Source organism: Agrobacterium larrymoorei (assembly GCF_005145045.1).
In the GTDB taxonomy this organism is placed as follows: domain Bacteria; phylum Pseudomonadota; class Alphaproteobacteria; order Rhizobiales; family Rhizobiaceae; genus Agrobacterium; species Agrobacterium larrymoorei.
Window position 1 is genome coordinate 1332551 of record NZ_CP039692.1, and the last position, 18954, is coordinate 1351504.

The following is an 18954-nucleotide window of genomic DNA, read 5'->3' on the forward strand; positions in this document are numbered from 1 at the left end:
AACCAACGATAATTGCGATAGCAAACTCCGCGCATCAGCGGCCCAACCGGAGACTTTTTGCGTCCGCAAGTCTTGATGGTTGCGCCCCTCTCGCAATAGCCACAGCTCGCGGCTGCTTGTTCTGCGGCTCAAAACTGGCGACGCATAGCAACTCGATACGACAGGCTTGCTGCGGACTATTCGATCTGCAATTGCCATTGTTTCAGCAGTTACCGCATGAATTTGAATGAATACCGACCCTAAAGTTCCGTTGATCTTGCTGGTGCACTCAAATCTAACGTCGATACTCCTGGATGCAAGTATGCCACTCGCGGTCCCGCTGTTCCATAGCTTGGACCGGTGGTCCACTGTAACGGTCTTCAAGTGTTCCACGCCCGGATGACCGGTTCTTGAAGATTGTGCTCGTACCCGAGCGTGCTGATACTTGCGGTGTCGAGCACGAAGCTTTGTCCGCGGTCGGGTGGAAGGCCGATCCATCTCGCTGCCAGCACCCGCAGGAAATGGGAGCTTGAGAAGATGAGGATCGTTGCGCCGCTGTGCCTGATGTCTTGGATGATGCGATCTGCTCGTTGTCCCACCTGTTCAACGCTTTCGCCGCCCGGAGCGCCATCGCGGAAAAGCTGCCAGCCGGGTGAGGTCTTATGAATTTCTTTTGTGGTGATCCCCTCGTACTGTCCGTAATCCCACTCCTGAAGATCAGCCTTCACGGACATTCCGGAAGCAAATCCGGCAAGTTCGCATGTCCTTCGCGCTCGCAGGGAAGGGCTTGACCAGACGATATCGGCGGTCATTTCTTTCAGGCGTCCGGCAAGTGTTCTTGCAGCCGCTTCTCCGTTGGGCGTCAGGTCGATATCCGACCTTCCGGTATGGCGACCCGATACCGACCAGGCGGTTTCGCCGTGTCGAACCAGAAAAATCTGCGGCAACGATGTCGGCATGGCTCATCCCTTCCATAAGTCTCGATCCTATATAAGATAAGCCTGTTCTCTTTTCGGGAAAGCCCTCTTCGTCGGAGAGCGACTGATCCGGGCCTATGCCACTTATCTCTGCGATTTTCATAGAAGGAAGCCAAGTTTGATGGTCTCAAAATCAGCGCCGCCAGTCACTCTCGTCATTTTCGGTGCCACCGGCGATCTGACACGTCGCCTGCTTATCCCCGCGATTATCAACCTGACCCGAAGCGGTCTCGTGGGAAATGACCTCACCATTCTCGGCGTCGGCATCGATCAGGGCGATGACGAATTTCTGCGAGGGCGCCTCGATCAGTTTTTGAGCCAGCTCAATCCTCACCCGGATGAAAAGACGACGGAGGATGATGCCTGGAAAAGCTTGAAATCCCGGATTTCGTATATGGGCGGCGATTTCACGAAGGACGACATTTACGATGCCATTGGAAAACGGCTGGGACCGACGGCGAACGCCGCTTTTTACCTTGCCGTGCCGCCTGTCTTTTTTGGTTCGATCGTTGAGAAGCTTGCCGCTCATGGCCTGATGGAGGAAACGGAAAGCCGCTTTCGGCGCGTCGCAATCGAGAAACCGTTTGGTACGGACCTTGCCTCTGCGCGGGCTCTCAATTCCCAGATACTGGCGAAGGTTTCTGAGACGCAAGTCTATCGGCTCGATCATTTCCTTGGAAAGGAAACCGTGCAGAACCTGATGACGGCGCGCTTTGCCAACATGATCATCGAAGGCCTGTGGAGCAACAATTATATCGACCATGTGCAGATCACGGCGGCTGAGATTGTCGATGTCGGCAGTCGCGGCAAGTTCTATGACGCGACAGGCGCGCTCAGGGACATGGTTCCAAACCATCTGTTTCAGTTGCTGGCGATGATCGCCATGGAGCCGCCGAACAGTTTCGATGCCGAGGCGGTTCGCAACGAAAAAGGAAAGGTGCTGAAAGCTCTTCGTATCTATTCGACGGAGGAGGCGGCTGCAAACAGCGTGCGGGGTGCGTATGGGTCCGGACATCTCAATGGGCAGCAGGTGAACGCATATAGGGAAACGGCTGATGTGGCATCCGATAGTCGAACCGAGACCTATGTCGCCCTCAAGCTCTACGCCGACACATGGCGCTGGGCGGGAGTGCCATTCTATCTGCGAACGGGCAAAGCCTTGAAAGCGCGGGACACCGAAATCGTCATCACCTTCAACAAGGTGCCGTTTGCCCAGTTCCGCGATACCGAAGTGGCAAAACGCCTGCCGCCAAACCGTCTTGTCATTCAGGTTCAGCCGGATGAGGGCATGAGCATGGAGATATCGATCAAACGCCCTGGTCAATCCGTTGAAACCGTGCCCGTATCGCTTGATTTCCGTTATGCCGACAGGTTCGATATCGGGCACACGACCGGCTATGAATCCTTGATCTACGATCTGTTCATAGGCGATCAAACGCTGTTTCAGCGCGCAGACAGCATCGAAGCGGGATGGGCGGCGGTCCAGCCGTTTCTTGATGCCTGGGCAGGTAACGACACAACCCCGGAAATCTACGCGCCCGGCAGCATGGGACCGGCCTCCGCGGATGACCTGATCCAAAAGGACAAGCGGGAGTGGCACGAGCTCGGCGTCGTTTTGCACCGGTAATTTGGTGTTTACGAGCAGAAGCGCTCAACGGGCTACGGGCGCGTGCGTTGACCCGTGGCTCGAAGAGGTGCGTCAACCGGGGAAACTTACCTGTCCATGTTGATGAAGAACCAGTGCGACGGCTCCCATAACGGTGTCGTCGTTTCCCGTGAATTTCCCGGTGACGAAGCGAGGGGATCTCAATTCGGGTGCGTAATTGGGCGGGCGCAGGCTGTGCCTTGCAAAGTTGCGCCTTAGGGCAGCGACAAAAGGTTCCCCTGCCAAGGCAAGCTTGCCCGAGATGACGAATAGAGGGGGGCTGATGATAGTCGAGGCTATTCCCATGCCCCAGCCAGCCATTTCGGCAGCATCTTCCATAAGCCTCACGTAAGAGGGTTCGCCCTCCTGTATCAGCTTGACGAATTCTTCCAGATTCACCTTTTTGCCCGTCGCCTGCTCGGCGATGCGCATCAAGTTGAATCCTCCGGCATAGGTCTCAAGACAGCCACGGTTGCCGCAACGGCATAGCGGGCCATGGGGATTAAGAGAGATATGGCCGAACTCGGCTGCGTTACCGAACGCCCCGCGTTGCACGGTGCCGTTGATGACGATTGCGCCACCAATGCCGAGATCGAATTTGAACAGAACGAAGTTCCGCTCTCCCACGGCGGCACCCCATGTCATTTCTGCGAGTGCGCCGCAATGACTTTCATTTTCAAGAAAAATCGGGCACTCGATCCGGGACGAAAACACGTTTGCAACGTCTATGCCCGACCATGTGGGCAATATAGAGCCGTTGAGAATTCTGCCATCGAAGGACACGGGCGCGGAAACGGCAAGCCCCAGTCCAATCAGTTTGCTCGCTTCGATACCAATCGCGTCGCATTGCTCCTTCAGATGTAGGGCTACCTGCTCGGCAGCGAATTCCGGCGTATAGTCTGGCGGCATTTCGAACCAGCAATCGGACAGAACGGTGTGAGCTAGATCGCAAACGGCGATCCGAAGCTCGTTCAGGCCAAGCAGAACTCCGGCGCAGAAACCCTTGTCAGGATTGAGGGATATCAGACGTGTAGGGCGCCCGAACCCTCCGCTCCGGGTTTCGCCTTCCAAAACTATTCCGCGCTCTTTCAGATCGGTCAGCAATGTAGACACCGTCGACCGGGCAAGGCCGGTCGAAGAGACCAGTTCCGTCGCGGTCACGGACCCCGAGCTCGCAATTGCACGTACTATTTTCCCGGCGGGCGCGTCTAAGCTTCCAAAAAGTTCTCTGAATTCATCCATTCCGATCTCCTGAACGATGAATAGCGGTTTCATCGACGGGCACAACATTTTTCTTATTAGAAAAATATAGCGGGAAATTTCCATGGATTTCACGCTTTAATCGCATCCAGAAAGCAACTTATTTCGAAATTGAAAAAAGTCTTGACAGATTTCGATGGCTGGGGAAGAAATGTCGGTGGAGGAGCACGAAAGAGACGGAGGCGGACCTGTGGATCGTCGGACGATCATTCAGGCGGCGCCTGCGGTCTATAAGTGTCGGAAAGTCCAACTGGATCTTGGCTGAGTGGAGGAGCAAACATGCCGAAAATCTGGAATAAGCTTGGATTGATTGGTGCAGCAGCGATTGCTGCCGGTACGGCGTTCACATCCGCACAGGCGGAGACCCTTACGCTATGGACGCTGAATTTCGATAACAACGCCGCAAACATCGCACTGAAGAAAGTCGCGACCGATTTCGAGGCTGCAAATCCCGATACGAAAATAGAGATCGTGCAGCGCGGCATCGATGAGCACAAGACGGCACTGCGCGTTGCCGCTGGCTCCAATCGCGGGCCTGATATTTATTTCAGTTGGGCAGGGCTGGGGCTTGGCGGCGAATACGTCAAGGCTGGTCTCTCGCTACCGCTCGATAAATACTACACCGAATATAAGTGGAATGACGAACTGCTTCCTTCTGCGGCGGCATTCGCAGACCTTTATCCGGGTGGCAAGCACGGGGTTCCATTCACCTTCAAGGGTGAGGCCGTTTATTATAACAAGAAGCTGTTCGCAAAGGCGGGCATTACCGAGGAGCCGAAAACCTACGAAGAATTTCTTGCCGATGCACAGAAACTCAAGGATGCCGGTATCGCTCCGTTCACATTCGGCGGCACGGTCAACTGGCACGTGATGCGCCTGATGGATGTCATTCTGGAGACGAAGTGCGGCGCTGAGAAGCATGACGCTTTGAAGTCGATGAAACTCGACTGGACGAAGGAACCATGCGCGACGGATTCCTTTACCGAATTCGCCAAGTGGACCAAGGACTATACCTTGCAGCCATTCATGGGCATCGACAACAAGCAGTCCTACAGCCTGTTTACCGCCGGGCGTGCAGCGATGATGCTGGAGGGGGACTGGCTGGTGAGCCAGCTTTCGGGTTCCAAGGTCAATCTGGATGACTACGGTATCTTCCCGTTTCCGACCAACACGAACCGTCTCTATGGCTTTGCCGAATATAATTACGTGAGCACCAAGAGCAAAAACCCGGACACAGCCGCCAAATTCCTCGATTATTTCCTGTCTACGAAGGTGCAGCAGGATCTTCTGGGTCAGTTCAGTTCGATCTCGATCAACAAGAACGTCAAATACACCGACCAGAAGCCGCTTGAGGCGGAGTGGCTGGACATATTCAACAAATATGGACAGGTCTACATGAATGGCGATCAGGCCTTCCCGCTCGATGTTACGACGGAATATTTCCGTGTCATCAACGGTGTCGCCTCCGGTGGCGTAACGCCTGCCGATGCCGCCAAACAGCTGCAGACCTTCATATCCAGCAGAAGCTGATTCCTCTCAAGATGAAGGCCGGTTGGCGAAGCGACCGACCGGCCTCGCCTCGAACATGAGACTGGCAGCATTTGCGCTGCCCGGAGGAAACGATGTCATCCAAGCAACTGTCGCATGATACACGCGTACAGGCAGCCATCCTGCTTGTCCCGGCACTGGTGATCTATGCCATTTTCGCACTGTATCCCATGCTCAACGTCGTGGTCCTGAGTTTCCAGAAATGGGACGGGCTCTCGCCGGATCGCCAGTTTGTCGGGCTGGCGAATTATGTTGCCATCTTTACGCGCGATCCGGTTTTCTGGATGGCCTTCAGCAATACCGTGCTGTGGACGGTGATGAGTCTTATCTTTCCCCCGGCAATAGGGCTTCTTCTTTCGCTCAGCCTCAACCAGAAGATTTTCGGGCGAAACAGCCTGCGCGCGATATTCTATCTCCCTGTTATCATTGCGCCTATCGCCGTCGCGACCATGTGGAAGTGGATGTACGATCCCTTCTTCGGTCTGTTCAATCAACTCCTGATCAACTGGGGAATGCAGGACTGGATTCAGGACTGGCTGGGCAACAAGGACATTGCGCTCTATTCGGCATTCGTCGCCTATATCTGGCAAACCGTCGGCTTTTCGATGGTGCTGTTTCTGGCAGGTCTGCAAAACGTATCCCAGACCCTGGTCGAAGCCGCCCGCATCGATGGTGCCGGTCGCTGGGCCGTTTTCAAGCACGTCACGCTTCCTGCCCTTCGTCCCACACTGACGGTGGTGCTTGTACTGTCGATCATCTCGTCGCTCAAAGCCTTCGATATCGTCTATGGCCTGACCGGTGGTGGGCCAGCGCAAAGTACGCAGATGCTGGCGCTCTGGGCCTTTACCCAGTCCATGCAGATTTTCGACTTCGGCAGGGGCTCAGCAATTTCCGTCGTTCTGCTCATGATTACCATGGTGATCGTCATTCCCTATCTGCGCTGGATGCAAAAGAACGAGGAGCACGAACAGTGAGCCACCTTTCCGCAGCAGACGCACATATCCCACCCCGCAATACAAAGCGTGATCCGGTTCTGATCGGGCTCTGGATCGCCCTGTTCGCCGTTGCCCTTGTCTGGGTCGCACCCTTCATCTTTATTGTCTTCACGTCCTTGAAGAGCCCGGCGGATGTGACGAGTACGGGGGCCTTCATGCCGCCTGTCGATGTTGCGTGGGATAATTATTCGAGCGCGTGGAACCGGGGCAGCTTTGCGCGCTCTTTCGTCAACAGTGTCATCATCACCATCGTCAAGGTTCCGCTCGGTCTGGCGATCTCGGCAATGGCGGCCTATGCGCTTGCGAAGATGCGCCTAAAGTTCGGGAAGGCTTTGTTGCTGCTCGTCGTGTTTGGCACGATGATCCCGTTTCAGGTCATGCTGGCGCCGCTGTTTACCCTGGTGAATTCGTTCGGCCTGATCGATACCTATCCGGGCGTGATCCTGCCCTATATCGCCTTCGGCGTGCCCTATCAGGTCTTCATTCTGCATGGCTTTTTCAAAGGCATTCCGAAGGAGTTGTCGGAGGCCGCGCTGATCGATGGCGCGTCGCATTTCACGATCTTCCGGCGCATCTTTCTGCCGGTATGCCTTCCGGTGCTGGCGGCCCTTTTCATCCTGGATTTCGTTTCCACCTGGAACGAATTCGCCATGGCGCTGGTGCTTCTGCAAGACCAGAAGATGTGGACCCTGCCACTGGGCCTGATGTCTTTCCAGGGTCAGTTCTCCAGCAATTACGGCGAACTCAATGCGGCCATCGTCATGACCGTGCTGCCAGCCACGCTCGTCTACCTCATATTCCAACGTTACTTCGTGTCGGGCCTCACCTCCGGCGCGGTCAAGGGCTGAGCCCTGCATTCATCTTCGAGGAGAAAAACATGTCCGATGCAACAGTCGAAAAATGGGGTTTGTTCGAGGCCTCCTTTACAGGTCCTTCAAACGGCAATCCCTATCTCGACGTGGCATTCGATGCCATCTTCACGCATAAAAGCCGTAAGGTTCGCGTTCCAGGCTTCTATGATGGAAACGGTGAATACCGCATTCGCTTCATGCCTGATGTGGAAGGCGAATGGAGCTTCAAGACCCGCTCCAAGACCGATGAACTCAATGAAAAGACGGGTTCGCTGATCGCGACACCCGCCACCGGAAACAACCGCGGTCCGGTACGCGTGCGCAACAAGTTCCACTTTGCCTATGCGGATGACACGCCGTTCTTCCCTTTTGGCACAACGTGTTACGCCTGGACCCACCAGCCGCCGGCCATGCAGGCCCAAACGCTGGAAACGTTGCAGAAGACGCGTTTCAACAAGATCAGAATGGGCGTCTTCCCGAAGGATTACCCATACAACACCAATGAACCGCTTCATGCGTGCTTTGAAAAAGGCGCCGACGGAAAGGAGGATTTCGATCGTCCAAATCCGCAACTCTTCCGTCATTTTGAGCGTCAGGTCGCAGCTCTCTGCGAATTGGGGATCGAAGCGGACATCATCATGTTTCACCCCTATGACCGATGGGGCTATGCGGATATGTCCGCCGAGCAGGATTACCGCTACGTCGCCTATCTGGCGGCACGCCTTTCGGCTTACAGAAATGTCTGGTGGTCGCTTGCCAATGAATATGACTTCCTGCTGGACACGAAGCCGTTGAACCAGTGGGACCGTTACTTCCACATTCTGGAGGAGAACGACCCGTACCAACACCTGCGGTCGATCCACAATGGCGATGTTACCGCCAATTACGACCACCGCAAACCATGGGTCACCCATGTCTGCATCCAGAATCCGGACGTGAAGCGCACGCAGGAATGGCGCGACACCTATGGAAAGCCAATCGTCAACGACGAGCCGGAATATGAAGGCGACATTCTGGAATCCTGGGGCAACCTCAGTGCGCAGGAGCTGGTTCATCGATACTGGATTACGGTCACTCGCGGCGGCTACATAGGTCACGGTGAAACCTATTCCAATGCGGATGATCTGATCTGGTGGGCAAAGGGCGGGGTTCTGCACGGGGAAGCCTGGAAGCGCATCGGCTTTCTTCATGATCTTCTGAAAGACGCCGGGCAAGGACTTGATCCGCTCGGTCCGGTAACGCAATGGCCGTGGTCGCGCGTTTCCGGGGCGCGGGACGGGAACGGCGATTTCCGCCTCATCTATTTTGGCGAGCACCAACCCGTCATCTGGTCATCGGGACTTCCGCTCGATGACGGTGATTACGATGTCGATCTGATCGATACGTGGAACATGACTGTTTCACCGGCAAGGAAAGTCGCGGCACCGGTGACGCACCCCGTAAGGCACGGTGCGATTACCCGGGGAGGAAAAGCCGACGCCGCTTTTGGCGTCGAAATTCCACGCAAGCCCCATCAGGCTTTGCGCGTGCGCAGAAAGCGATAATCAGGGGAGAGCGGCTATGGCCGGGCTAAGCATCAATAATGTCAAAAAGTCCTTTGGCGCGGTCGATATCATCCATGGCGTCGATGTCGAGATCGGCGACGGAGAATTCGTCATTCTCGTCGGACCTTCGGGATGCGGTAAATCCACACTTTTGCGGATGATTGCCGGTCTCGAAGAGATCACGGCTGGCGAGATCAGCATAGACGGCAGGGTGGTCAACAACCTTCAACCGAAGGACCGGGACATCGCCATGGTTTTCCAGAACTATGCCCTGTATCCGCAGATGACGGTTGCCCAGAACATGGGGTTTGCGCTGGAACTCGCGGGCGCGAAGAAGCCGGAAATCGACCGCAAGGTTGGCGAGGCCGCAGCCATCCTCGGTCTTCAGTCGCTTCTCGACCGCAAGCCGGGGCAACTTTCCGGCGGTCAACGCCAACGCGTCGCAATGGGGCGCGCCATCGTGCGCAACCCCAAGGTCTTTCTCTTCGATGAGCCGCTTTCGAACCTCGATGCAAAATTACGGGTGAAGATGCGGGCCGAGATCAAGGCGTTGCACCAACGTCTCAAAAGCACCATCGTCTATGTCACGCACGATCAGATCGAAGCGATGACCATGGCGGACAAGATCGTGGTCCTGCATGGCGGCATCGTAGAGCAGATCGGAACGCCTATCGATCTCTATGATCACCCGAAAAACATGTTCGTCGCCGGTTTCCTTGGTTCGCCAGCCATGAATTTCATTGAGGGTACGCTTCAGGATGCGCAGACGCTCGTCACGGAAAAGGGTGGACGGCTTCATCTCTCCGGAGCGCCACAGGAAGCTGTGGGTCAGCAGGTGGTGCTCGGTATCCGCCCGGAAGACATCGTGATTGGCAGTGAGAAGGGGATCGATGCCGTCGTCAAGCTTGTCGAACCGACAGGCTCCGAAACGCATCTTGTCGTGGACCTTGAGGGGCAGGAAATAACCTGCCTCGTTCGAGACCGAACGGACTTCAAGATCGATCAGTCGATCAGGCTGTCCTTCCAGTCGCCGAAAGTCCATTTCTTCGACAGGTCCACGCAGGAGCGTCTGGCTGCCGAGGCAGGCATCTCAGCGCGCGGCGAAACTGAAATCTAAAATTCCGAGATGTGGGATGGGCGCAACCGCGGTCTCATTCTACACTTATTCGTCATCAGAGAACTTGGAGGAGACACATGGGTACACAACGTTTCGGTGCCGGAATCTGGCACTTCGCCACCTATCTGGATCGCTATGCGACCGACGGCTACGGCACGCCTCGCAGCGTGATCGATGCTATCGACCTTGCAGGCCAGGTGAATGACCTTTCGGTGGTCGATATCAACTATCCTTTCTTCGGCGGGAATTTTTCCAACGCCCAGGTGAAGGAGGCGCTCGACCGAAACAAGCTTGGCGTCATCGGCATCACGCCGGAAATCTACACGCGTGAATTCGTCAAAGGCTCGTTCACCAATCCCGATGCCGGGGTGCGCCGCCGCACCCACGAACTGGTAACGGAAGCTTGCGAACAGGTGCGTTACTTCGGCGCCGATTACGTGAAGCTGTGGCCTGGCCAGGATGGCTGGGATTATCCCTTCCAGGTGGATTACGGAACGCTGTGGAAGCACTCTCTCGATGGCGTCGGCCAGCTTGCCAGCGAAAATCCCGATCTGAAATTCGTGATCGAATACAAGCCCCGCGAGCCGCGCGTGCGCATGAGCTTTGGTTCGGTGGCGCGGACGCTGCTGGGTATCGAGAAAATCGGCTTGCCGAATGTCGGCATTCTTCTCGATTTCGGCCATGCGATCATGGGCGGGGAATCGGCTGCCGACAGCGCCCAACTGGCAATCGATTATGGACGGCTTTTCGGCATGGACGTGAACGATAATTATCGTTCCTGGGATGACGATCTCGTCGCTGGCAGCTTGCATCCCATCGAACTGTTCGAATTCTTCCATGTGCTGAGAAAGAACAAATGGGAAGGCGTATGGCAACTGGACCAGTTCCCGTTCCGCGAGGACAGCGTCGCAACCGCCAACCACGCCATCGACTTCCTGAAAGCCGCAGCACGAGGTCTCGATGCTTTGGATGTGGACGCCCTGAAAGAAGCGCAGTCGCGTCACGACGCGATCGGCGCGCTGAAAATCGCTCAAAAAGCTTTGTTTGGAGCCATGTAGACGCCTGCCACGACGCAGTCATAGTTTGACTGCGTCGTGGCCAAAATTAGATAGTGTTAAAGAATATCAACGACGCACCCCAGCCAGGGTGTCTTGGCGTCAACCTTGTCCAATAGTTACATCGTGTAGATCGGAGAGGATCATAGGTGCGCAGCCCGCGCTCTGGCTGTTCTTCGCATGGTGGTCTTTAAGGATCTTAATATCTCTGTCTGCCCTAGGCGAGCTTGGAGCGGAGCGGGGCCACGTCGCCTGAGGAAGAAGGGATCAACTTAGCGCGGAAAGATGTTCGACATCGCCCAAAAACGCTCGTTGTGATGGTGCCAACAACGCTGCGACACAAATCTAAATTATTGAATTACAGTGAAAATTGGCTGGGGAACCTGGATTCGAACCAAGATTAACGGAGTCAGAGTCCGCCGTTCTACCATTGAACTATTCCCCAACTCGAGAAGCGCGTGGCGCTTTCGTTTGGTGGGTCGTGATATAGATGATTTGTTCGGCTATGCAAGTCGAAAAATGCATTTTTTGCTTCTTGTTTTCGATCACCCTCAAAGTCTGGCCTTTGTGGAGCGTGGTGTGGAGAGGATGAGGCTGGTTTCGCTGCCGGTTATGCCGGGAACGAGGCGGATGCGGCGGAGTATGGCGTCGAAGTCGGTGAGGGTGGCAGCGCTGAGTTCTACGATGAGATCCCAGCGACCGTTCGTGGAGTGGATTTCCGAGATTTCGGAGAAGCCGCCGAGGGTTTTGATGACCCTATCCGTCACATGACCTTCGATTTCGATCATCATGACACCTCGCACCGCCGCCTCCACTGCATCTGCACGCAGGATAACGGTGTAGCCGATGATCGTGCCGGTTTGTTCGAGACGCTCCATTCTGGCTCGGATGGTGGCGCGTGAGGCGCCGGTTTCGATGGCGAGATCGGAGATGCTTCGGCGCCCGTTGTGGCGCAGCAGGGTGATGAGTTTTTCGTCCAGATTATCCACGTATCACCATTTTGGCAGATCGATTGATCAAAACGATAAGTCAATTGGGAAAATTTGCCAATCGTCCTTGTTCATTCCTCCAGTGCTTTGTGGTGTCATGGTAGGAAATTCGTTGAGATGGAGGATGGTATGAACTGCACGTTGATCGGGGTTCCTTTGCAGATTGGTGCGGGTCAGTTGGGCTGCGAGATGGGGCCGAGTGCGCTGCGCATTGCCGGGCTGAAAGCATCGCTGGAAGAGCTTGGGCACAAGGTGACCGATCTTGGCAATGTATCGCCAGCGCCGTTGCGCGAGATCAGCCATCCCAATCCTGCGGTTCACCATCTGCCGGAAACCGTGGCCTGGACGGAGACGCTGATCGATGTCGCTTATCGTGAAAGCGCAGACGCGCTGCCGATTTTTCTGGGCGGGGACCATGCTATTTCCGCCGGAACGGTGGCGGGGCTTGCGCGCCGCGCGGCAGAGCAGAAACGACCGCTTTTCGTTTTGTGGCTGGATGCGCATACGGATTTTCACACGCTCGAGACGACGCGCAGCGGCAATCTGCATGGGACGCCGGTGGCCTATTATACGGGGCGCAGCGGATTCGAAGGCTATTTTCCGGTGCTCGAACATCCGGTCGATCCGAACAATATCTGCATGATCGGTATAAGAAGCGTCGATCCCGCCGAGCGTGCGGCGCTTACCGATTCGGGCATTACCGTGCATGACATGCGCTCGATTGATGAGCATGGCGTGGCGGTGTTGCTGCGGGAGTTTCTGGCGCGGGTGGAGGCGGCGAACGGGCTTTTGCATGTGAGCTTCGACGTGGATTTTCTCGACCCTTCCATCGCGCCCGCCGTTGGAACGACCGTTCCGGGTGGCGCGACATTTCGCGAGGCGCATCTGGTGATGGAGATGCTGCATGACAGCGGTCTCGTCAGCAGCCTGGACCTTGTGGAACTGAACCCGTTTCTGGACGAGCGCGGGCGCACGGCGACATTGATGGTGGACTTGACGGCGAGCCTTATGGGCAAGCGCGTGATGGACCGTCCGACAAGAGCAGGCTGAGGAGGAAAGCCATGACATCCATACCGAAGCTGAACGTGGTGCCCTTCGTCAGCGTGGACCACATGATGAAGCTGGTGTTGAAGGTTGGCATCGACACGTTTTTGCGCGAACTGGCTGATGTGATCGAGGAAGATTTTCTGCGCTGGGAGACATTCGACAAGACGCCACGCGTGGCTTCGCATTCGCAGGAAGGCGTGATCGAGCTGATGCCGACGAGCGATGGTACGCTCTATGGCTTCAAATATGTGAACGGACATCCGAAAAACACGCGCGAGGGGCGGCAGACCGTGACGGCGTTCGGTGTTCTTTCCGATGTGGGCAATGGCTACCCCATGCTGCTATCGGAAATGACGATTTTGACGGCGCTTCGGACCGCTGCGACTTCGGCCGCTGCCGCCAGGCATCTGTCGCGAGACGGAGCCCGCTCCATGGCGATTATCGGCAATGGGGCGCAGAGCGAGTTTCAGGCCCGCGCCTTCAAGGCGATTCTCGGTGTCGATCAGTTGAGGCTTTATGACATCGATCCTTCGGCCAGCCAGAAATGTTACGCCAATCTGCAAGGGCTGGGTTTTTCCATCACCATTTGCGACAGCGCGGAGCAGGCGGTGGAAGGCGCGGATATCATCACCACCGTTACGGCTGACAAGCAGTATGCGACGATCCTGACCGACAATATGGTTGGCCCCGGCGTGCACATCAACGCGATCGGCGGGGATTGCCCGGGCAAGACAGAGCTTCACCGCGACATTCTGCTACGCTCCGATATTTTCGTGGAATACCCGCCGCAGACGCGGGTGGAGGGCGAGATTCAGCAACTGGATGAAGACCATCCGGTGATCGAGCTATGGCAGGTCATGGCGGGCAAAGTGAAGGGCCGCAAGGACGAGCGGCAGATCACGCTTTTCGACAGCGTGGGCTTTGCCATCGAGGATTTTTCGGCGCTTCGTTACGTTCGCTCGAAACTTGTCGAGACAGGGCTGTTCGAAGAGCTGGATCTGCTGGCGGACCCGGATGAGCCGCGCGATCTATACGGCATGTTGCTGCGCTGTGAAGCGGCCATGCAGGCGGCACCAGAGAAGAAGCCGGAGGGCGTTCTATAGCTTTTCGAGCCTTTGCTTTCTCGCCTTGACCTGTTCACGCCATATGGTGAAGAGGCCCGCCGCGATGACCACCATAGCGCCGATGACCATGTGGGCTGTCAGCACTTCGCCGTAGATCGTAACCCCGACGATGGAGACGAGAACGAGCTGGTAATAGGAGAATGGCTGCACGGTTGCGGCATTCGCCAGCTCGAAAGCGCGAATGAGCAGATAATGGCCGCTCATGCCGGTGATGCAGAGCGCCAGCATCCACAGCCAGTCCGTCGGCGCCATGTTGACCCAATAAAAAGGGCCAACGAGCGTGAGTGCTGCGGCACCTGCAACGCCGGTATAGAAGAAGCTGGTCATGGCAGTATCGGTTCGGCTGGCAAGGCGGGTCAGCACACCATAGAGCGCCAGCATGAAAGCGGCGGTGAAGGTAACGAGAAGCGTGAGATCGAACTCGGTTTCGCCCGGCTTTAGAATGATAAGTACGCCGAGAAAGCCGACAAGGATGGCCGACCAGCGCCGCCAGCCCACTTTTTCTCCAAGCAACGGCACGGAAAGCGCCGCGACGATGAGGGGGATGGAGGCGAAGATGGAGTGCGTATGCGCAAGGCCGACCCATGCGAAAGAAAAGATCGAGAGCACGATCTGAACTGCCAGAAGAACGCCACGGCTGATTTGCAGCCACAGCCGGTTGGCGCGCATCGTGGCTTTCAAACCTTCGCTGGAGCGCATGGCGAGGATGATGGCGAAGACCGCGAACGCCCAGTAGCGAAGCATGACGACGAAAACCGGCGGGTAAAGCTGGCCGAGATGCTTGGAGATGCCATCCTGCACTGCAAAGATGGTGAACGCCATGAGGGCGTCAATAAGTCCTGTCGATTGGGTGGGCATGAATGTCTCGCGGCAGACCAGCGCAAGCTACACGCCGATATTCTAATAAAAACGCAATTTAACGGAAAACACACGGGGCGAAAGGCCAGAGGGCCGCTTATTCCGTTCCATTTGCGAATAACTGCCATGCATTGGCGGCGGTTCGAGAAAAAATCGAAAACGACATTTTTGCTCTTGTAGCTCTAGTTGCTAGAGGTCGTAAGACATGCTCAACATAAAGAGGAACCTCAGATGAGCATGGCTTCACAGACCAGATTTCGCGTTGGCGGCATGGATTGCGCATCCTGCGCCAGCAAGATCGACACCGCCGTTCGGCGCATGCAGGGCGTGGAAGATGTTTCCGTTTCCGTGACCGCAGGAACGATGAGCGTGAAGCATGATGAGACGAGCGATCTCGACGCCATCGGCAAGAAGGTGAAGGGGCTGGGCTTCACGGTGGAGCGGCTTGTGGGCCGTAAAGAGGCGAGCCAGCCTGTTCATGCACATGGCCCTGACTGCAATCATGACCATGATAGCGGTCATAACCACACCGGCGCCAGCCACGATCACGCGCATGGTGTCGAAGGTCTTCACGGGCATGACCATGGTCCGAACGAAGGGCCTTGGTGGAAAAGCAGGAAGGGCAGGGCGACCATTCTGGCGGGTGGCGCGCTTGTGGTTGCCTATCTTGTCGGGCATCTCGTGCCCGCGATCCAGCTCTATGCCTTCGCAATTGCCATGTTGGTTGGGCTGGTGCCGATCGCGCGCCGCGCCATCATGGCGGCATTTGCCGGAACGCCTTTCTCCATCGAGATGCTGATGACGATTGCGGCGGTGGGTGCTTTGGCAATCAATGCGACGGAAGAGGCGGCAGCGGTCGTTTTCCTCTTTCTGGTTGGCGAGTTGCTGGAAGGGGTGGCGGCTGGAAAGGCGAGGGACAGCATCAAATCTCTCTCCGCGCTCGTTCCCAAAACGGCGCTGCTTGAAGAGGCGGGCAAGACCCGTGAAGTGCCTGCGGAGACGCTGCAGATCGGCGCGACCATTCTGGTTCGCCCGGGCGACCGGATATCGGCAGATGGCGTCATTCTCTCCGGTGAAAGTGCCATCAACGAAGCGCCCGTGACGGGGGAAAGCGTGCCGGTACAGAAGAATGCCGGAGACAGCGTTTTTGCCGGAACGGTAAACGGCGATGCTGCGCTGCGCATCCGCGTGACCGCCGCCGCCGCCGACAATACGATTGCGCGCGTGGTGAAGCTGGTTGAGGAGGCGCAGGAAAGCAAGGCGCCGACAGAGCGCTTTATTGACCGCTTTTCGAAATATTACACGCCGGGTGTCGTGGTCGTTGCTGCTTTGGTGGCCGTTCTTCCGCCGCTCTTCATGGGTGGGGATTTGGGCGAATGGATCTATAAGGGCCTTGCCATTCTCCTGATCGGCTGCCCCTGCGCGCTGGTCATTTCCACACCTGCGGCAATCGCCGCCTCGCTTTCCGCCGGTGCACGCCGTGGCCTGTTGATGAAGGGCGGTGCGGTGCTGGAAGGGCTGGGCCGCTTGACGGCGGTGGCTCTGGACAAGACCGGCACGCTGACGGAGGGAAAGCCGAAGGTAACGGATCTCGTGCCGTTTGGAAAATCCGGCCCGGAAACCCTGCGGCTTGCTGCAGCCCTAGAAGCCGGCTCCAGCCACCCGTTGGCGCTCGCCATTCTTGCGATGGCGCAGGAGGATGAAATCGATGTGCCGACCGCCAGCGATGCAAAGGCGCTGGGTGGCAAGGGCGTATCGGCAACAGTGGAGGGACAGTCCGTTTTTCTCGGCTCCGCTAAGGCTGTTGCCGAAATTGTGGCTATTCCCCCGGCGCATCAGCGCATGATGACTGCGCTCAACGATGAGGGCAAAACGGTGTCTGTTCTCGTCGTGGATGGCAAGCTGGGCGGTGCGATTGCCATGCGCGACGAGCCGCGTGCGGACGCTGTCGAGGGGCTTACGGCGCTTAAAGATGCGGGCGTCAAGGTGGTGATGCTGACGGGCGATAACCAGCGCACCGCCCGTGCCATCGGCGAGACGCTTGGTATCGAAGTGCGCGCCGAATTGCTGCCGGAAGACAAGCAGCGCATCGTGGGCGAGCTGAAGCAACAGGGCTTCGTCGTCGGCAAGGTGGGTGACGGTATCAACGACGCACCGGCCCTTGCCGCAGCCGATGTGGGCATCGCCATGGGTGGCGGGACGGATGTCGCGCTGGAAACCGCAGATGCCGCAATTCTGCACGGGCGCGTCGGCGATGTCGGCAGAATGATCGCTCTTTCCAAGCGGACGATGCGCAATATCTATCAGAATATTGCCATGTCGCTTGGGCTGAAGGCGGTGTTTCTGGTGACGACCATCGTGGGAATTACTGGTCTATGGCCTGCGATTTTGGCGGATACGGGGGCGACCGTGCTGGTGACGATGAATGCGCTTCGGTTGTTGAGAGGGGTGAAGTAGTGTTTGATGTACGTTCGCGAGAACAGAGGTTTAGTCGCGAACCCCTCTACCCGAGAAAACCTAGGACTTCGCTTTGCGAAGTCGAGGTTTTCTATCCTCTCCCACAAGGGGACCGTTGCGTAACTTCCGACATAAGCTGATTGCCAAACGACAAATCACCTTGGCCACCGCCCTTCCTATCGAGGGGCGGTTCTAGGTTCGTGTAGGCTGGTTGATGGGTGATATGGCTGAACTGCGGACACAGTTCTCCCCTCGGCTCACGCGCTCAGCGTCACCCAGCGGCGCATGTTGAACGCCATGGCCGCAAGCAGAACCTGGGCGGATGCCTTGGCAAGACCGATGTAGCGAATGTGGCTCAGCCCCATGCGGCGCTTGAGCGTGGCAAAGGTCGTCTCGACCGCAGCGCGTCGTCTGGCCACGGCACGGTTGAAACGGCGGGCTGCGGCTTTGAGAACAGGGTGATGCTTGTTGGGGCGCTTCATCAGACCGCAGAAAATCCCGCGCTCCTTCAGCATCGCGGCCCGTTGATGTGTGTGATAGGCGCTGTCGCCCAGAACCCGCGTCTCGTCGCCCACGATCAGCAGATCGGCAGGCACGGTATCGTTGATATTGGCCGGCGTGGTGATCACCCGCCGGATCAGGCCCGAACCTTCATCCACGCCCACATGGGCCTTGTAACCATAGCTCGAACCCTGCCGACCCTTGCGCCGGGTAAACGCCGCATCCGGATCGCGTGCGCTCGTCTGCACCTTGTCTTCTTTGTCTTCAGTGCCTTCGGCACCGTTGTTCGTATCTTGAGCACGCGGCGGGCGAGCAGCTTGCGTCTCGATGACAGTCGCATCCAGCATCGTGCCGCGCCGCAGGATCAGGCCTGCGGCATCGAGCTGCCTGTCAAGCTCGCCAAACAGCTTCTCCAGAAGTTTCCGTTCCACCAGCCGGTTGCGAAAGCGGCACAGTGTCGTGTGATCGGGAACAGCCTCATCGAGGCCAATGCCACAAAAGCGGCGAAAGGAAAGGCGGTCATAGATCGCCTCCTCCAGTTCCGCATCGGACAGGCCGTAAAGCTGCTGCAGCATCAAAGCCTTGAACATCGTCAGAACAGGATAGGCAGGCCGACCGCCAGTCTCCCCATCAGGTTCAAGCGACCGCAGCACCTTCTCGAAGCGATACCACTTCACCACCGACAACAGCTTGCCCAACCGGTCCGGCCCACTGCGCACCGTCACAAGCGCATCCGCAAAGCTGAACTGAGAACCGCTCTTCATCGCCATCCAAACACCCCTTCGATCGCTCACGAACAGAGTGAATCATATCCGTAGGGTTTTGCAACAGGCCCACAAGGGTAGAGGAAAAGACGGCACCGTTCTCGCCCCTCTCGACGTTCAACAGAGAGTGAAAATAGAGAAGCTGGGTTTACCTCTACCCCATTATCCTGAGCCTGTCGAAGGAGTGGGAGAGGAAGAAAAATCATGGTCTTAGCGAAGCTAAGTCATAGATTTCCAGGTGAG

Annotated in this window: 15 protein-coding genes, 1 tRNA gene and 1 pseudogene; 10 read left to right on the forward strand and 7 right to left on the reverse strand. The window is 56.8% G+C overall.

Features of this window, described 5'->3' with window-relative positions:
- Nucleotides 1-359: 359 nt before the first annotated feature.
- The gene (locus tag CFBP5473_RS20410) at nucleotides 360-938 is read right to left on the reverse strand and encodes a histidine phosphatase family protein (RefSeq protein WP_027675118.1); all 579 of its coding nucleotides are present in this window, start codon (nucleotides 936-938) and stop codon (nucleotides 360-362) included.
- A gap of 139 nt (nucleotides 939-1077) precedes the next feature.
- On the opposite strand from CFBP5473_RS20410, the gene zwf reads away from it, so the two are divergent.
- Nucleotides 1078-2583 (forward strand): glucose-6-phosphate dehydrogenase, encoded by a 1506-nt coding sequence (gene zwf, locus CFBP5473_RS20415; protein ID WP_027675117.1) that lies wholly within the window; start codon nucleotides 1078-1080, stop codon nucleotides 2581-2583.
- Between the two features lie 72 nt (nucleotides 2584-2655).
- On the opposite strand, the gene CFBP5473_RS20420 is transcribed toward zwf, so the two are convergent.
- Nucleotides 2656-3927, reverse strand: coding sequence for an ROK family protein (locus tag CFBP5473_RS20420; RefSeq protein WP_084631618.1), 1272 nt, complete (start codon nucleotides 3925-3927; stop codon nucleotides 2656-2658).
- Between the two features lie 213 nt (nucleotides 3928-4140).
- On the opposite strand from CFBP5473_RS20420, the gene CFBP5473_RS20425 reads away from it, so the two are divergent.
- The 6 genes from CFBP5473_RS20425 to CFBP5473_RS20450 all read left to right on the forward strand — a co-directional run bounded on the left by CFBP5473_RS20425 (nucleotide 4141) and on the right by CFBP5473_RS20450 (nucleotide 10974).
- A complete protein-coding gene (locus CFBP5473_RS20425) occupies nucleotides 4141-5391 on the forward strand; it encodes an extracellular solute-binding protein (protein ID WP_027675115.1) in 1251 nt (416 codons plus the stop codon).
- A 92-nt stretch (nucleotides 5392-5483) separates the two neighbouring features.
- A complete protein-coding gene (locus tag CFBP5473_RS20430; RefSeq protein ID WP_027675114.1) occupies nucleotides 5484-6383 on the forward strand; it encodes a carbohydrate ABC transporter permease in 900 nt (299 codons plus the stop codon).
- The gene (locus CFBP5473_RS20435) at nucleotides 6380-7252 is read left to right on the forward strand and encodes a carbohydrate ABC transporter permease (protein ID WP_051441254.1); all 873 of its coding nucleotides are present in this window, start codon (nucleotides 6380-6382) and stop codon (nucleotides 7250-7252) included. Before CFBP5473_RS20430 ends, CFBP5473_RS20435 begins: the two co-directional genes overlap by 4 nt.
- A gap of 29 nt (nucleotides 7253-7281) precedes the next feature.
- Nucleotides 7282-8799, forward strand: coding sequence for a DUF5060 domain-containing protein (locus CFBP5473_RS20440; RefSeq protein WP_027675112.1), 1518 nt, complete (start codon nucleotides 7282-7284; stop codon nucleotides 8797-8799).
- Nucleotides 8800-8815: 16 nt separating this feature from the next.
- Nucleotides 8816-9916: an ABC transporter ATP-binding protein gene (locus CFBP5473_RS20445; RefSeq protein WP_051441253.1), complete on the forward strand. Its 1101-nt coding sequence runs from the start codon at nucleotides 8816-8818 to the stop codon at nucleotides 9914-9916.
- A 77-nt stretch (nucleotides 9917-9993) separates the two neighbouring features.
- On the forward strand, nucleotides 9994-10974 hold the full coding sequence (locus tag CFBP5473_RS20450) for a sugar phosphate isomerase/epimerase family protein (protein ID WP_027675111.1): 981 nt from the start codon (nucleotides 9994-9996) through the stop codon (nucleotides 10972-10974).
- A 140-nt stretch (nucleotides 10975-11114) separates the two neighbouring features.
- On the opposite strand, the pseudogene CFBP5473_RS25740 reads toward CFBP5473_RS20450, so the two are convergent.
- The 3 genes and pseudogenes from CFBP5473_RS25740 to CFBP5473_RS20460 all read right to left on the reverse strand — a co-directional run.
- A pseudogene (locus CFBP5473_RS25740) lies at nucleotides 11115-11222 on the reverse strand (DUF6538 domain-containing protein); the annotation flags it as partial.
- A gap of 120 nt (nucleotides 11223-11342) precedes the next feature.
- Nucleotides 11343-11416: transfer RNA gene (locus CFBP5473_RS20455), tRNA-Gln, on the reverse strand.
- Nucleotides 11417-11522: 106 nt separating this feature from the next.
- On the reverse strand, nucleotides 11523-11960 hold the full coding sequence (locus tag CFBP5473_RS20460; protein WP_027675110.1) for an Lrp/AsnC family transcriptional regulator: 438 nt from the start codon (nucleotides 11958-11960) through the stop codon (nucleotides 11523-11525).
- A 129-nt stretch (nucleotides 11961-12089) separates the two neighbouring features.
- On the opposite strand from CFBP5473_RS20460, the gene rocF reads away from it, so the two are divergent.
- Together rocF and CFBP5473_RS20470 are read left to right on the forward strand one after the other, a co-directional pair.
- Nucleotides 12090-13010, forward strand: a complete 921-nt coding sequence (gene rocF, locus CFBP5473_RS20465; RefSeq protein ID WP_027675109.1) for an arginase — start codon at nucleotides 12090-12092, stop codon at nucleotides 13008-13010.
- 11 nt (nucleotides 13011-13021) lie between these two features.
- Entirely contained in the window at nucleotides 13022-14110 is a 1089-nt protein-coding gene (locus CFBP5473_RS20470) for an ornithine cyclodeaminase (protein ID WP_027675108.1), read from the forward strand.
- On the opposite strand, the gene CFBP5473_RS20475 is transcribed toward CFBP5473_RS20470, so the two are convergent.
- Nucleotides 14105-14989, reverse strand: coding sequence for a DMT family transporter (locus CFBP5473_RS20475; protein WP_027675107.1), 885 nt, complete (start codon nucleotides 14987-14989; stop codon nucleotides 14105-14107). The genes CFBP5473_RS20470 and CFBP5473_RS20475 overlap by 6 nt on opposite strands.
- A gap of 231 nt (nucleotides 14990-15220) precedes the next feature.
- Here CFBP5473_RS20475 and CFBP5473_RS20480 point away from each other — a divergent pair, with 231 nt between their 5' ends.
- Nucleotides 15221-17446, forward strand: coding sequence for a heavy metal translocating P-type ATPase (locus CFBP5473_RS20480; protein WP_027675106.1), 2226 nt, complete (start codon nucleotides 15221-15223; stop codon nucleotides 17444-17446).
- Between the two features lie 257 nt (nucleotides 17447-17703).
- On the opposite strand, the gene CFBP5473_RS20485 is transcribed toward CFBP5473_RS20480, so the two are convergent.
- Complete coding sequence (locus CFBP5473_RS20485; protein WP_136954340.1) at nucleotides 17704-18717, reverse strand: IS5 family transposase; 1014 nt, start codon at nucleotides 18715-18717, stop codon at nucleotides 17704-17706.
- Between the last annotated feature and the right edge of the window lie 237 nt (nucleotides 18718-18954).